Source organism: Rahnella inusitata (genome assembly GCF_003263515.1).
Classification (GTDB): Bacteria; Pseudomonadota; Gammaproteobacteria; order Enterobacterales; family Enterobacteriaceae; genus Rahnella; species Rahnella inusitata.
In genome coordinates, this window is record NZ_JYDE01000001.1 from 101,421 (window position 1) to 115,998 (window position 14,578).

At 56.8% G+C, this 14,578-nt stretch carries 16 protein-coding genes; 7 read left to right on the forward strand and 9 right to left on the reverse strand.

Translation table 11 applies throughout. From position 1 onward, the window contains the following. Nucleotides 1-147 precede the first annotated feature (147 nt). Complete coding sequence (gene msrB / locus TU92_RS00460; RefSeq protein WP_112164011.1) at nt 148-654, forward strand: peptide-methionine (R)-S-oxide reductase MsrB; 507 nt, start codon at nt 148-150, stop codon at nt 652-654. A 17-nt stretch (nt 655-671) separates the two neighbouring features. Further along, nucleotides 672-1,397, forward strand: coding sequence for a peptide-methionine (S)-S-oxide reductase MsrA (gene msrA, locus TU92_RS00465; RefSeq protein ID WP_112164012.1), 726 nt, complete (start codon nt 672-674; stop codon nt 1,395-1,397). 35 nt (nt 1,398-1,432) lie between these two features. On the opposite strand, the gene fucP is transcribed toward msrA, so the two are convergent. The 7 genes from fucP to TU92_RS00500 all read right to left on the reverse strand — a co-directional run bounded on the left by fucP (nt 1,433) and on the right by TU92_RS00500 (nt 7,697). Next, nucleotides 1,433-2,662, reverse strand: a complete 1,230-nt coding sequence (fucP, locus tag TU92_RS00470; protein WP_112164013.1) for an L-fucose:H+ symporter permease — start codon at nt 2,660-2,662, stop codon at nt 1,433-1,435. A 121-nt stretch (nt 2,663-2,783) separates the two neighbouring features. Further along, nucleotides 2,784-3,128: an L-rhamnose mutarotase gene (locus TU92_RS00475; RefSeq protein ID WP_112164014.1), complete on the reverse strand. Its 345-nt coding sequence runs from the start codon at nt 3,126-3,128 to the stop codon at nt 2,784-2,786. Next, a complete protein-coding gene (locus TU92_RS00480; protein WP_112164015.1) occupies nt 3,125-3,901 on the reverse strand; it encodes an L-fucose dehydrogenase in 777 nt (258 codons plus the stop codon). The genes TU92_RS00475 and TU92_RS00480 overlap by 4 nt, the downstream gene beginning before the upstream one ends. Further along, nucleotides 3,879-4,736, reverse strand: a complete 858-nt coding sequence (locus TU92_RS00485; protein ID WP_112164016.1) for an amidohydrolase family protein — start codon at nt 4,734-4,736, stop codon at nt 3,879-3,881. The genes TU92_RS00480 and TU92_RS00485 overlap by 23 nt, the downstream gene beginning before the upstream one ends. 28 nt (nt 4,737-4,764) lie before the next feature. Further along, nucleotides 4,765-6,042: an L-fuconate dehydratase gene (locus tag TU92_RS00490; RefSeq protein WP_112164082.1), complete on the reverse strand. Its 1,278-nt coding sequence runs from the start codon at nt 6,040-6,042 to the stop codon at nt 4,765-4,767. 29 nt (nt 6,043-6,071) lie between these two features. Continuing rightward, complete coding sequence (locus TU92_RS00495; protein ID WP_112164017.1) at nt 6,072-6,914, reverse strand: fumarylacetoacetate hydrolase family protein; 843 nt, start codon at nt 6,912-6,914, stop codon at nt 6,072-6,074. Nucleotides 6,915-6,956: 42 nt separating this feature from the next. Then, the gene (locus TU92_RS00500; RefSeq protein WP_112164018.1) at nt 6,957-7,697 is read right to left on the reverse strand and encodes an SDR family oxidoreductase; all 741 of its coding nucleotides are present in this window, start codon (nt 7,695-7,697) and stop codon (nt 6,957-6,959) included. Between the two features lie 222 nt (nt 7,698-7,919). Here TU92_RS00500 and TU92_RS00505 point away from each other — a divergent pair, with 222 nt between their 5' ends. After that, complete coding sequence (locus TU92_RS00505; protein ID WP_112164019.1) at nt 7,920-8,681, forward strand: FadR/GntR family transcriptional regulator; 762 nt, start codon at nt 7,920-7,922, stop codon at nt 8,679-8,681. Between the two features lie 127 nt (nt 8,682-8,808). On the opposite strand, the gene TU92_RS00510 is transcribed toward TU92_RS00505, so the two are convergent. Both TU92_RS00510 and TU92_RS00515 read right to left on the reverse strand, forming a co-directional pair. Beyond that, a complete protein-coding gene (locus tag TU92_RS00510) occupies nt 8,809-9,714 on the reverse strand; it encodes a proline iminopeptidase-family hydrolase (protein WP_112164020.1) in 906 nt (301 codons plus the stop codon). An 89-nt stretch (nt 9,715-9,803) separates the two neighbouring features. Next, entirely contained in the window at nt 9,804-10,559 is a 756-nt protein-coding gene (locus TU92_RS00515) for a LuxR family transcriptional regulator (protein WP_112164021.1), read from the reverse strand. 227 nt (nt 10,560-10,786) lie between these two features. Here TU92_RS00515 and TU92_RS00520 point away from each other — a divergent pair, with 227 nt between their 5' ends. From TU92_RS00520 to TU92_RS00535, 4 genes are read left to right on the forward strand one after another with little or no spacing between them, the layout of a single operon-like run. Next, complete coding sequence (locus tag TU92_RS00520; protein ID WP_112164022.1) at nt 10,787-11,725, forward strand: ABC transporter permease; 939 nt, start codon at nt 10,787-10,789, stop codon at nt 11,723-11,725. Between the two features lie 2 nt (nt 11,726-11,727). Further along, nucleotides 11,728-12,588: an ABC transporter permease gene (locus TU92_RS00525; RefSeq protein WP_112164083.1), complete on the forward strand. Its 861-nt coding sequence runs from the start codon at nt 11,728-11,730 to the stop codon at nt 12,586-12,588. Next, nucleotides 12,585-13,562, forward strand: a complete 978-nt coding sequence (locus TU92_RS00530) for an ABC transporter ATP-binding protein (protein ID WP_112164023.1) — start codon at nt 12,585-12,587, stop codon at nt 13,560-13,562. Before TU92_RS00525 ends, TU92_RS00530 begins: the two co-directional genes overlap by 4 nt. Then, a complete protein-coding gene (locus TU92_RS00535) occupies nt 13,546-14,577 on the forward strand; it encodes an ABC transporter ATP-binding protein (protein WP_112164024.1) in 1,032 nt (343 codons plus the stop codon). The genes TU92_RS00530 and TU92_RS00535 overlap by 17 nt, the downstream gene beginning before the upstream one ends. Nucleotide 14,578 lies beyond the last annotated feature (1 nt).

Here is a 14,578-nt window from a genome sequence, read left to right on the forward strand (position 1 = left end):
CGACCTCCCCCTTCGCAGGGGGAGGTGCAAAGCAAACCCCCTCAGCGATAACGGATTTATCACAAAATCGTTAACTCTCCGCGAGGATTCCGTAACACCCCTGCCTGTAATCTGTTTCCATCGATACCAACCGGCACGGTGGCAACTATGATCAACAGACGCAATTTCCTGCTCGGCAGCGGTGCAGTTTCCGCCGCAGCGGCCATGGGACTTTTTCCGGCGATTTTCGCCCGTAAGGCGGACGCGCAGGCAATCGCAGAACACTTCGAAGTGACACTCACCGATGACCAGTGGCACCAGCGCCTCAGTGATGCGCAGTATTACATCTTGCGCGAAGCTGGCACCGAACGTCCTTATTCCAGCCCGTTAAACAAAGAACACCGGGACGGTAAATTCGCCTGTGCCGGTTGCAGCCTGTCGCTGTTTTCCTCTGCGACTAAATTCGACAGCCGCACCGGGTGGCCAAGCTTCTGGAAATCATTGCCCAACGCCGCCCTGACGCGCCGGGACACCACGCTCGGGATGGTGCGCGATGAAGTACATTGCCGCCGCTGCGGCGGGCATCTTGGCCATGTCTTTGACGATGGACCACAGCCGACCGGCCTGCGTTATTGCATGAACGGGCTGGCAATGACGTTTACTCCCAACACGTAATCATCTGCGAGACCACTATGAAAATGACCGATAAAAGAGTGAAGTCGTTACGTAATTACAGTCTGATCGCCGGTCTGGTGCTGGCATCCGCGTTCGTTTTCCAGAATAACGCGTGGTCATGGGGCGGCGCTGAACAGGCCGTGGTGATTGCCGCGCCTGCAAAGGATGAGCCCGCAGGTACGTCACACAGTGAAACCGCGCTGTTTGCGGGTGGGTGCTTCTGGGGGATCCAGGGGGTGTTCCAGCATGTGAAAGGCGTGACCAGCGCGGTATCCGGATATACCGGCGGCGCGGCGGGGACGGCGAGTTATGAGGAAGTGAGTACCGGCGAAACCGGTCATGCGGAGTCAGTGAAGGTGACGTTTGACCCAACTCAGGTGACCTACGGCGAACTGCTGCACATCTTTTTCTCCGTCGGCCATAACCCGACGCAGCTAAACCGGCAAGGGCCGGACACTGGCAGCCAGTATCGATCGGCGGTTTTCCCGCAAAATGCCGCCCAAACTGAGGTCGCCAAAGCGTACATCGTGCAACTCAACGCCAGTAAAAGTTACAGCGAACCTATGGTCACGACGGTCGAAAACAACGGGCACTTTTATCCGGCTGAAGCCTACCATCAGAACTTTTTGAATGATAATCCCGACTATCCGTACATCGTGGTGAACGATTTGCCGAAGATTAAAGACTTACAACATTATTTCCCGGCGAATTACCGCGAACAGCCGGTGCTGGTTAAAGAGTAGGGAAAACCGGGAGCGGAAGGCTCCCGGCTGACGATTTACTTCGCCCGCTGACGTAATGCGTACGTCAAGACGACGGCGAAGCAGATCATCGGCAGCGCATAGGACACCGCCGTTGTGTAGCGGTCGGCAATTGCGCCCATCAGGTAGGGCATGATCGCGCCACCGACTATGGCCATGATCATCACAGAACTGGCGCGTTTGGTCTGTTTGCCCATGTTCTTGACACCCATCGCAAAAATGGTCGGGAACATGATCGACATAAAGAAGAAAATCGCCACTAATGCAATGACCGAGACGTTATCAATCCCCGCAACCACTACTGCGCATAAAACGATATTGATGATCGCGTAAATCACCAGCAGGGTGGCCGGGCGTACGAAGCCCATCAGCCAGGTACTGAAAAAACGTCCGACCATGAAACTGATCATGCCGACGGAAAGCAGATAAGAAGCGTTCTGATTCGACAGCGTATGCCAGTGCTCAGTGGTGTAGTTGATGAAGAATGCCCCGACGCCGACCTGCGCCGCGACATAGAAAAACTGCGCGATAACTCCGCCGGTGAAATGACCGTGTTGCCACAAACCTTTTTCCAGCCCGTGAGCTTCGGATGTGCTCTGTTCGCGAATATCCGGCAGTTTTGTCCGGCCAAACACAAAGGCGATCAGCAGCACTAACACCGCGATGGCCACATAGGTCATTTTCACTGACGAGAGACCCTCGGCGGTCGTTCCCTGCGTGGCGCTGAAGAACAGCGAGCCGCCGATAACCGGGCCGATGAACTGGCCTAAGCCGTTGAATGACTGGGAAAGGTTCAGACGGCGTTCCGCACCGGCAGGGTCACCCAGCACGGTAGCAAATGGATTAGCAGCGGTTTCCAGACAACCCAGACCGAGTGCTATCACAAACAGCGCCAGCAGAAACATGCCGAAACTGCCCGCGCTGGCAGCGGGAACGAATAACAAAGCGCCCAGCGCATACAGGCATAATCCCACCAGGATCCCGGCCTTATAGCCGAACCTGTCCATAAAGAAACCGGCAGGCAGAGCGATGATAAAATAGGCGCCAAAGTACGCTGCCTGAAGTAAACCCGATTGGGCTTTATTGACGTGTAACACTTCCTGAAAATGCTTATTCAGCACGTCCAGCAACCCGTAGGATAAGCCCCACAGGAAAAACAGCGTGGTGACCAGAATAAACGCGAGCCGGAAACCGGACGTTGTTTTGCGCTCCGCATAGGCAGGTGAAGCGGTTTTGTCAGCGAGCATAGTGTATTCCTCAGTATCTGGTGAAGCATGTAGGGGTTCAGCTCAGGTGGCTAATTTTTTTATGTCAGATAACGTGAAAAAACGTGTTCGGCGCACCTTCCCGGCGAAGGGGAGGTGAAAACTACGGCTGATCCTTCAGGGAGAAAATCCTCTCCATTTCCACCCATTTCTCACCGGCAGGTGTCCAGGGCGTGGGGCGCTGATATTTCCACATTAGCGCTTCCCATTCACAGACTTTGGGGTCTTCCAGACTGCGGCGTTCAAACAGGTCGTCGTCAAAATCTTCCGTGGTTTCCATCACCATCATCAGCCGGTTTCCGAGCCGATAAATTTCCATTTCCGTGACGCCGTAACGTCTCAGGTGTGCAGAAATTTCCGGCCAGATTTGCTGGTGATAACGCTGATATTCTTCGATAAGCAGCGGATCGTCGGCCAGATCCAGTGCCTGAACGTAACGGCGGCTCATGTTAACGCCCGGTCAAGATGCATGTAGCCACCGTCCACCGTCAGCCACTGGCCGGTGGTATGAGAGGTGCGTGATGAAAGCAGAAACGCCACGGTATCGGCGATTTCCTGCGGCGTGGTCATGCGTTGCCCCAGTGGAATATGTGAAGTTATCTGGTGCAATTTTTCTTCAGGATTCTCGAAGCCTTTGATCCAGCGCTCGTACAACGGCGTCATCACCTCTGCCGGAATAACCGCGTTAACCCGAATTCCATCCTTAAGCAGCGCCGCTGCCCATTCGCGGGTCAGCGCCAGAATGCCGCCTTTTGCCGAGGCGTAACCGCTGGTGTTTCCCTGGCCGGTCAGCGCGGTTTTAGAGCTGATATTGACGATGGCACCCCGGCTGGCGCGCAGGGCGTCGAGGCTCAGATGCGCCATCAGATAGTAATGAATGAGGTTCTGCTCCAGTGAGCGGACAAAAGCTTCGCGTCCGGCGTCCAGCCCGACGCTGTCATTGGCACCGGCGTTATTCACCAGCCCGTCGATGCGGCCATAGCGGGACATCACTTCGCTTACCGCCGCCGCGCAGCTGGCTTCCTCACGCAACTCGGTGAGGATAAAACTGGCCTGTGGAACCTGCTGCTGCAGCTGATGCATCAATTCATTCGCCGGTTCCGTGTTGCTGATAATGACCGGGATCGCGCCTTCTCCGGCCAGTGTCAGTGAAATGGCTGCGCCAATGCCTGAACCGCCGCCAGTGACTATCACCACTTTATTTTGCAAATGCAGATTCATTGCTCGTTTCCTGTAATCGGTAAACTGCGCAGGCATTGCCGCCAAAAATGGCTGCCTGCTCGTCAGAACTGAGCGTCGCGATGGCCTGCTCGCAGAGCGACCAGGGATCTTCGTCACTCTCCCCCAGCAGACACACCGGCCAGTCGGAGCCAAACATCAGCCGTTCAGTGCCAAAAATCTCCAGCGCGGCGTCGAAATAGGGCAACAGGTCATTAAGCGTGACGCCAGCCGGACGCGGTTCAGTCAGCAAACCTGAGAGTTTGCAACTGACGTGCGGCATTGCTGCCAGCGGCGCAACATGTTTTGCCCAGTGCGCCGCGCCGAGGCTCAGGTCGGGTTTGCCAAAATGATCCAGCACCAGAAAATAGTTATCGTGACGTTTGGCGAATTGCACGGCGTCGGCCAGATGCTGGTGCGTCACCAGAATTTCGTACACATAATCTCGCTGCTGTAACTGCCTGATCCCCCTGTTGATGCCGGTATTGCTGAGCCACTGTGCGGGTGCGACTTCATCCTGAACCTGATGCCGGAAGCCGCGCAGCAGCGGATGAGAAAGCGCCTCCAGTTGCTGTTCCAGCTGAGGGGGCAGCAGATCTATCCAGCCGGTGACGGCGCACACAAAGTCAGTTTTTTCAGCGATTTCAAGCAGCCACTGTGTTTCGCGGCTGTCTGAACACGCCTGAACCAGGATCGTGCCTTGCATATCGTGACGTTGTAACGTGTTTCGCAACGTTTCCGGCAAAAAATCCTGCTTTAATACCGCCATGGTGTCGCTAATCCAGCGGTAATCTCGCGGTGTGTAGTGCCAGAAATGCTGATGGCTGTCGATTCGCATCCTTCAGGTTCTCCGCGTGTTTTCAGGCTCAGGCGTGATGACGGTATTTGTCGATGGAAGCCTGATGCATTTCGATCGAGAAACCCGGCGCTTTCGGCGGCATATAGGCTGCGCCGCGAATGTCACACGGATGGACAAAATGCTCGTGGAGATGGTCGACATATTCAATCACCCGGCCTTCATGGGTTCCGGCGATGCACAGATAATCAATCATCGACAGATGCTGCACGTATTCGCACAGGCCGACGCCGCCCGCATGCGGGCACACTGGCAGGTTGTATTTGGCGGCCATCAGCATCACTGCCAGGACTTCGTTCACGCCGCCCATACGGCAGGCATCAATCTGCACCACGTCGATGGCCTCACGCATGATGAATTGCTTGAACATGATACGGTTCTGGCACATTTCGCCGGTCGCCACTTTTACCGGTGCGACGCCGTGGCGGATTTTGCGATGGCCTTCGATGTCATCCGGACTGGTCGGCTCCTCGATAAACCACGGTTTGGCAAAGGCGAGGGCGTTCACCCACGGAATGGCCTCGTCGGTTTCCCACACCTGATTGGCGTCGATCATCAACTTGCGGTCGGGGCCGATTACTTCACGGGCGATACGCACGCGGCGGATATCGTCTTCCAGATCGCGGCCAACTTTGAGCTTGAGATAGTCAAAACCGGCGTCGACCGCTTCCTGACACAGACGGCGTAGTTTGTCGTCCGGATACCCCAGCCAGCCCGCCGACGTGGTGTAACAGGGGTAACCTTCAGCCAGCAGCTTTTCCCGTCTTTGTGGTTTGTTGTCCGCCCGTTGTTGCAGTAGCGTCAGCGCTTCCTGCGGCGTAATGCAGTCGGTGATGTAACGAAAATCGATGCAACGAACCAGCTCTTCCGGCGACATATCGGCCACTAACTGCCACAGCGGCTTTCCGGCGGCTTTACTCCATAAATCCCACACTGCATTGACCACCGCGCCCGTCGCCAGATGGATGGCACCTTTATCCGGGCCAATCCAGCGCAGCTGGCTGTCACTGGTAAATTCATGCCAGAATTGCCCCATATCGGCGGTAATGCCCGCCAGTTCGCGACCGACGATCAGATGTTCCAGCGCATTAATGGCCGCACAGCAGATTTCATTGCCGCGCCCGATGGTGAACGTCAGCCCATGACCGCGCAGGTCAGGATTGTCCGTCTCTAAAATCACATAAGCAGCGGAGTAGTCGGGGTCAGGATTCATCGCATCCGAACCGTCCAGCGAGAGTGACGTGGGGAAACGCACATCTTCGACCCGTAAAGCCGTAATCTTTGTCATTTCATCTTCCATCAGCAGAAATTAGGGGACTACGCCTGTACCGTCTTCTGGCGCTGTTCGCCCAGACCTTCGATACCCAAACGCATAACCTGACCGGCTTTCAGATACTGCGGCGGTTTTTGCCCTAATCCGACGCCCGGCGGGGTGCCGGTAGAAATGATGTCCCCGGCTTGCAGGCTCATAAAACGGCTCAGATAACTGATGATTTCGGGGATCTGAAAAATCATCGTGCGGGTATTGCCGTTCTGGAAGCGTTTGCCGTCGACCTCCAGCCATAAGTTCAGCTGATGCGGATCGGGGATTTCATCCGCCGTGACCAGCCACGGGCCGGTCGGGCCGAACGTATCGCAGCCTTTGCCCTTGTCCCAGGTGCCGCCGCGTTCAATCTGGAACTCACGTTCCGAGACGTCGTTGATCACGCAATAGCCGGCAACGTGCGACATTGCGTCAGCTTCGCTGATATAGCGCCCGCCGGTGCCGATCACCACGCCGAGCTCCACTTCCCAGTCGGTTTTGACTGAATCACGCGGGATCTCCACATCGTCATTCGGCCCGACAATCGCGCTGGTCCATTTACTGAAAATGACCGGTTCTTTCGGGATCTCCGCGCCGGTTTCTGCCGCATGGTCGGCATAATTGAGGCCGATACAGATAAACTTGCCGACCTGAGCGACGCAGGCGCCGAGGCGTGGCTCACCGCTCACCAGAGGCAGGCTTTCCGGATCCAGACGGCGCAGTTTTTCCAGCGTTTCCGGGTGCAGAAATTCGCCGCGAACATCGGCAATGTGCGCAGAGAGATCGCGCAAATTACCTTTGCTGTCCAGCAGGCCGGGGCGTTCAGATCCTGCTTTACCGTAACGTAATAATTTCATTCAAATCTCCCTCTTCAATGTATTAAATTTGGCGGTCAGGACTCAGTTACTCCAGCCGCCATCAATAATTTGTACCGTGCCGGTGGTGTAGGAGCTGGCATCGGAAGCCAGATACAGCGCCAGCTGGGCAATTTCTTCAGTTTTCCCGATACGCCCGATGGGCTGGCGTGAAACAAATGCCTGATAAACCTCGGTTTCGCTTCGGCCTTCCGCTTCAGCCTGTGCGGCTATGCGCTGGCGCAGAGAAGGGGATTCCACCGTGCCCGGACAGATGGCGTTGCAGCGGATACCCCGGGTAACATAATCGGCGGCGACTGATCGGGTCAGCCCAATGACGGCAGCTTTTGATGCGCTGTAGGCAAAGCGGTTAGGCACGCCTTTGATGCTCGATGCCACAGACGACATATTGATGATGGAACCGCTGCTGCGTTCGAGCATGGCGGGCAGAAAGGCGCGGATCATGTGGAACATCGCCGTCACGTTGAGGTCGAGCGCAAACTGCCATTCGCGTTCGCTGCACGTCAGAATATCGCCGCTGTGTACCACGCCCGCGCAGTTGAACAGCACATCGACCGGGCCGATCTCTTCTGCGGCTGCGGCGATGGCCTGCGGATCAGTCACATCCAGAATGCGGGGACGGATGCCCTGAATATCTTGCAGCGCATCGATATTGATGTCGGTGGCAATGACCTCTGCGCCCTGACTGGCGAACAGCGTCGCGGTGTTAAATCCGATGCCTTGTCCGGCGGCGGTAATCAGAACTTTTTTCCCTGCCAGGTTCATAGCAACTCCTGAGAAAATTACGGTTATAGGTCTAATGGTCAGGCCATTGGGGGTGAAAAAAACGCGTGATAGGAGATGCTTTTTGCTAAGATATTCGGCAAGCTCAACCCAAAAACACGATTTCGATTAACCAATTTTTTACATGCATAAAACAATTCAGCAAGATTTTTATCCTAAAGTTGCTAGCTGAATCACTTAATGAGAATTGACCTCAGGTGTCCGATGCCGATAAAAAAATTAGAAAATCCCAGAATATACAGGCAGATAGCTGACCAGCTAAAAACGTTAATTGAGAGTAAGGAATTTCCGCCCGGCAGCCGCCTTCCCGCAGAGCGAGAGTTGGCCAGTCAGTTACAGGTTAGCCGTGCGTCGGTACGTGAGGCGCTGATTGCGCTGGAAGTCATCGGGCTGGTGGATGTCCGCGTCGGCAACGGTGTGATTGTCTGTCATCCGCCAGCCTCGGCGGTGATTCCGTCGAAGGAGCCGGTGATGTCTCAGGCAGGGCGCAATCAGTGGGCAGACGTGGATGATGAGCTGAATATCGAGCTGGATTTTACCGCCGAGTTACCACCATTTTCTCTGCTACAAACACGGCGATTAATCGAACCGGAAACCGCCGCGCTGGCAGCACGACATGCAACAGATGAGGAACTTGCGGCGATTCGGCTGGCATATGAGCAGAACTGTCGCGATAACCGGCAGGGTTCTGCGACTCATCCCGGTGACCGTTTATTTCATATCCGCATCGCGCAGGCCAGCGGCAACCCTGCTTACGCGTTTATCATCGCTCACCTTCTCGGCCACCGTTACGGCACGATGTTTCGCAGCCTGCAAATGCATTACACGCCGCAGGACATGCCGCACCGTTCCGAGATTGAACATCTCGAAATCCTGACCGCGCTGGAAGCGCGCGATGGTCGCGCGGCTAAAAAAGCCATGAAAGATCATCTGGATGCAGTGATCAAGATCTTTGGGCAGGGGTAGAACCGGTGGGTTGCCACCTGTGATGGCTTTTAATGATGACTCGCTCCGCTCCCTCCCGTGTAAAGGGGTGGGAGCGGGTGGGGTATTAAAGTAAAATCAATAAGTTGAAGTATTTTTTGACAAGGTGTTAGCCCTTAAACCCCTCTATTCTGACCAAAAACTCTCCCACACACGTCATACACGCTTCGCGCTCTTCCACGTGCGGCATGTGACTGGAACTCTCGAAAATCACCCATTCTACCTTCGGGATCAGATCGTAAAACGGCTGCACAACCTCCGGGGCGGCTTCGTCGTAGCGGCCTGATATCAAGAGTACCGGCACATTGATGGTGGGAAGGCGGTCGATAATTGTCCAGTCTTTCATGCTGCCGATCACGTGAAACTCGGTTGGGCCGTTCATGGCGTGATAGACGGTCGGATCGGCGTCCATCGCGGCGAAGGTTCGCAGGACCTCTTCCGGCCATGGGTCGACGCGGCAGACATGGCGCTGATAGAACACCTGCGATGCTGCTTTGTAGTCATCGCTCTCAAGGGTTCCGGCGGTTTCATGCGCCAGCAGGGTGTGCTGTACGTCGGCGGGCAGCTCGCTGCGCAATCGGGCGGCGGCCTGTAGCCAGAGCGTCATCGAGGCGGGGGAATTGGCGATGACCAGCGCTTTCAGGCCTGCGGGCTGTGTCACCGCATGTTCGGCACCCAGCATTCCGCCCCAGGATTGCCCGAGCAGCGCGTAATCCTTTTCGATACCGAGATGGCGTAGCAAATTGTCCAACTCGGCCAGAAACAGCGCAGGTTGCCAGAACTCTGCCGGTTTGTCGGGCAGGTGCGTCGAGCGCCCGTTACCAATCTGATCGTAATGAATGACGGCGCGTCCGGTGAGGGCGATATCACGGAAGGCATCGACGTAATCGTGTGTGCAGCCCGGCCCGCCGTGTGCGACCACCAGCGGCGTGACGCCGTTGTGCAAATCGCCGCAAACGCGGTACCAGGTTTGGTATTCCTGAAATGGCGCAAAACCTTCAGTGACGTTAATCATGTTGTTTCCCCTGCCGGTGAATAATCTTTTCAGGGTAAACATCGCGACGGGGCTACACAGCTAGTAAAAAAGATAGAAAAGGGCAAGGCTCAGCTGTCGAGCAGGCGGTAATGCATCGCGCGAACCACCGCCTGTACGCGGTTGCTGGCACCGAGTTTACGGGTGGCAGTGTTGAGATGCAGCGTCACTGTGGCAACCGAACGGCATAGTTTGCGCGCGATTTCTTTCGCGGTCAGCCCTTGTGCCGCCCATGCCAGACATTCGCGCTCGCGTTTGCTTAAACGCACGTGCTGACAGGTCAGAACGCTGCTGTCGAAAAGCGGCAATACGCACTCCTGAAAGGTCATCGCCAGCAGGCTCAGATCGGCCAGCGCGTCGTGAATATCCAGCTCGTGCCCGGCGCTGGTATGGATACCGGTAACGGTGACAAACCCGCCGTTGGGCAGATGCAGCGGAACCGTTGCGCCGCTCGGCATATTGTTATCACACATGTAATGGGTGACCGGTTTATTGAGATCGCTCAGACGGTTGTGCAGCGAGGTATTGTCCGGACGCTGATATGACCAGACGAACGGCGCGCAGCTCTCCAGCGCGTAATGCTGCACCGGATCGACCTGATAATACCCGCTCTCCAGCCACAACCTCTGCATGTCCCCCGGCACGTTGCACATGTGCAGCAACGACGGAGTGATCAACTCTCCTTCCAGAGAACGGGGAACCGGCGTGTAATCGTAGATCAGGGCATCGAAGCCCAGACGCGATGTCTGTGCGAAAAGCTGACTGAACGCGCCTTCCACCGTGGTTTCCCGCATCAATTGCGCACTGTCTTTCACTGCGAGTTTCATGAATTTATCCTCGTCTGGCTTCTTTGCCGCATGAATTGGCTGATCGGGCACCGATTTTGCTCAACTTGATTTGTTGAATAAAAGTTATGCAATCGCAGTGCCACATCACGGCGGGTGCAAACCTAGTATTTTTGCTAACTACCGGCGAGGTTGTGCGGGGGCTAACGTAGAACCACTGGCAAACAGACGCTCACATTGCACCAGAAACTGCCATTTAGAGGATTGCCATGCACCGTTATCGATTTCTGCTCTGGCGACCGCTGCAACTGCTGCCGGTGCTGCTGGGGATCAGTATTCTCACTTTTATCATGGTGCGTGCCATACCCGGCGATCCGGCGAGGATCCTGCTCGGTGTGCGCAGTTCGCCGGAAGCGATTGCCCGCATCCGGGCGCAGTACGGGCTGGATGAACCGATGTGGCAGCAATATCTCTATTTCCTGCGCAACCTGATGCACGGGGAAATGGGTAAATCGCTGATTTACCGTGTCGATACGCTGAAACTCATCATGACGCGCATCGAACCCACGCTGTATCTGGTGCTCGGCAGCGTGCTGCTGGCGATACTGTTTACCGTGCCGCTGGCCGCCACTGCCGCCCGACATCGCGGACGGCTGGCCGATCAGATGATCCGCCTTTTATCCACCATCGGCCTGGGTTTGCCCGCGTTCTGGCTGGCGATCATGATGATTTTGCTGTTCAGCTTGTCGCTGGGCTGGTTTCCGGTCTCAGGCTACGGCAGCGATGCGGGGGAACGGCTGCACCATCTGTTTTTGCCGTGTCTGACGGTGGCGTTGGCGCTCTCGGCGGTGCTGACTCGTAATCTGCGCGCCAGCCTGCTGATGGAATTACAAAATGATTATGTCACCGCCGCCAGGGCGCGCGGACAAAACGAAAACCGCATTTTCTGGCGGCACGTGATGCCCAATTCGCTGGTGCCGACCGTCAATCTGCTGGCGGTAAACATTGGCTGGCTGATTGGTAGCACGGTTGTAATAGAAAGCGTCTTTGCCATTCCCGGCATGGGCCAGTTGCTGGTCAAAGCGATCATCAGCCGGGATTACATGGTGGTGCAGGGCGTGGTGCTGGTGTTTGCATTGGCGACGGTGGGCGTGAATCTGATTGCGGATCTGGTGACGGTCGCGCTGGATCCGAGGGTGAAACTATGAAAATGAGTATGACCGATAAAGCTCCCACACAGCGTCTGCCAACCTTTCATCTGCGCTGGCTGCCGCGTCAGCAGGCATTGCGACTGGGGATCCTGATGTTGCTGGTGTGGGTTTTGGTGGCGCTGCTTAGCCCGTGGATTGCGCCTTACGACCCGATTACGCAGGACGCCGCCGCGACGCTCCTGCCGCCAAATCTGGCGCATCCTTTCGGCACTGATAATTTTGGCCGCGACATTCTCTCACGGGTGATGTGGGGGGCGCGGGTTGATCTACAAATCTGCCTGATTGGCGTCATTTTTCCGTTCATCTTTGGCACGCTCATCGGCGCATTCTCCGGCTATCTCGGCGGCGCGGTCGATACGCTGTTTATGCGGATAATTGATGTGGTGCTGGCATTTCCGTTTCTGGTGCTGATGTTGTCGATCATCGCCATTCTCGGGCCGGGTCTGGGCAGTTTTTACATCGCGATGGCGATGGTCGGCTGGGTGTCGTACGCACGTCTGGTTCGCTCGCAGGTGCTGACCCTCAAACACCGCGATTTCATTCTGGCGGCTCGCAGCCTGGGCTACAGCCATCCGCGCATTTTGCTTTTGCATCTGTTACCGAACGCCCTGACCAGTTCGCTGGTGTTTTCGATGTCCGACTGTGTGCTGGTTTTGCTGAGCGGTGCGTCGGTAAGTTATCTCGGGCTGGGCGTTCAGCCGCCGGTGGCCGAGTGGGGCGTGATGGTCGCCGAGGGGCAAAGTTTTATCACTACCGCGTGGTGGATCACCACGTTTCCCGGCCTGGCGATTGTGGTGCTGGCAATGAGTTTTAGCCTGCTGGCCGACGGTCTCGGCGACAAACTGGGGGAGCGCCCATGACGCTGTTACAGGTTCGCGGTTTAACCATTCAAGACCGGCAGGGCATCGCGCTGGTGGATCAGCTTTCCATGACGCTAAGTGCAGGGGATATTCTCGGGCTGGTCGGCGAGAGCGGTTCAGGTAAAACCCTCAGCTGCCGCGCCATGATGCGGCTGCTGCCGGGCGAAGGGCTGACTATCAGCGGCGGTGAGATCCTGTTTAACGGCACGGATTTACTGACGCTGAACGACAAACAAATGACGGCGATTCGCGGAAGGGAAATCGGCATGATTTTCCAAAATCCGGCCAGCCATCTCAATCCTGTGATGACCATCGGCCAGCAAATCGCCGAAAGCCGTCGCCTGCATTTTGGCGCAAGCCATCGTGAGGCACATCTTCAGGCGGTGGAATTACTGCGGCAGGTGGGCATCCCCGATCCGCTGCGCCGCGTGGATAACTACCCGCACGAGTTCTCCGGAGGCATGCGTCAGCGCGCGATGATTGCCGTGGCGCTGGCCTGCGAACCGAAAATGCTGATTGCCGACGAGCCAACCACGGCGCTGGACGTCACCGTGCAGATGCAGATTTTACGGCTGCTGCGCGATCTACGCGATCGTCTCGGTATCGCCATTATTCTGATTACGCATGATCTTGGCGTGGTGGCGCAAACCTGTGACCGCATCGCCGTGATGTACGGCGGGCGGCTGTGCGAAACAGGTGATAAACGTCCGGTGCTGGCGCAGGCGATACATCCTTACACCCGCGGTTTGATTGACTGCCAGCCGGTCAGCGAGGGTGGCAGTGGAAGGCTTATCACGCTGCCCGGTCAGCCGCCTGTCGCGGCACGCTTCCCCACCGGCTGTCGTTTCCATCCGCGCTGCGCAAACGCCACGGCGCAGTGCCAGCGGATGCAACCTGCGATGCAAACCGGCCACGGCCACGTTGCCGCCTGCCACCATCCGCTGAGCGGGAGGGAAAATGAGTCTTCCATCTGAAAACACCCCGCAGCCTTATCCGCTGCTGGAAGTCGAAGCACTGTCGGTGGCGTTTCTGGTATCCGGCGGTTTTGGTCTGAAAAAACGCTATGTGCAGGCGGTAAATGGTGTGTCGTTGTACATCAACGCGGGCGAAACGCTGGGGCTGGTAGGCGAGTCCGGCAGCGGCAAAAGTACGCTCGGCAGGGCGATGCTGCATCTTGAAACCGCCAGCGCCGGACGCGTGCGGTTTCGCGGACAGCTGATCACCGACGGCGTGAAGCCGGACATCGCCCGTCTGCGTCAGCAAACGGCAATGATTTTTCAGGATCCGTATTCCTCGCTGAATCCGCGTCAGACGTTGGGGGAAAGTATTGGCGAAGTGTTGCGGGTGCATCAGAAAGTGGCGAAAGCGCAGATCCCCGCGCGGATAAGCGAGCTGCTGACGCTGGTCGGCCTCAGCCCGGAACATGCAATCAAACGGCCACAGGCGCTGAGCGGCGGGCAATGCCAGCGCGCCGGAATTGCCCGTGCGCTGGCCATCGAACCCCGGCTGATCGTCGCCGATGAGTGCGTTGCGGCGCTGGACGTCTCGATTCAGGCGCAAATCATTAATTTACTGATGGATCTGCGCGAAAGCATGGGGTTGGCGATCCTGTTTATCGCCCACGATCTGGCGATTGTCCGCCGCTTGTGCGACCGCGTGGCGGTGATGTATCTGGGGCGCATTGTTGAAAGCGGCCCGACGCAAACGGTGTTTAACACGCCGCGCCATCCGTATACCGCCGCGCTGGTGGCGGCCATACCGGAAATCGATCCTGACCGCCCCTTGCCCGAACATTCTTTACCCGGCGAGCCGCCCAGCCCGGTCTCGTTGCCCGCAGGCTGCGCTTTCCATCCACGCTGTGCTCATGCGCTTCCCGCGTGCCGGCACGGCGTGGCACCCGAAACCCGGCATATCGCCGACCATGCCTTCGCCTGTGTGCTTGACGGCCACAGCCGCGACAGGATTTATCCGATGACTGAAGGAATGTGAC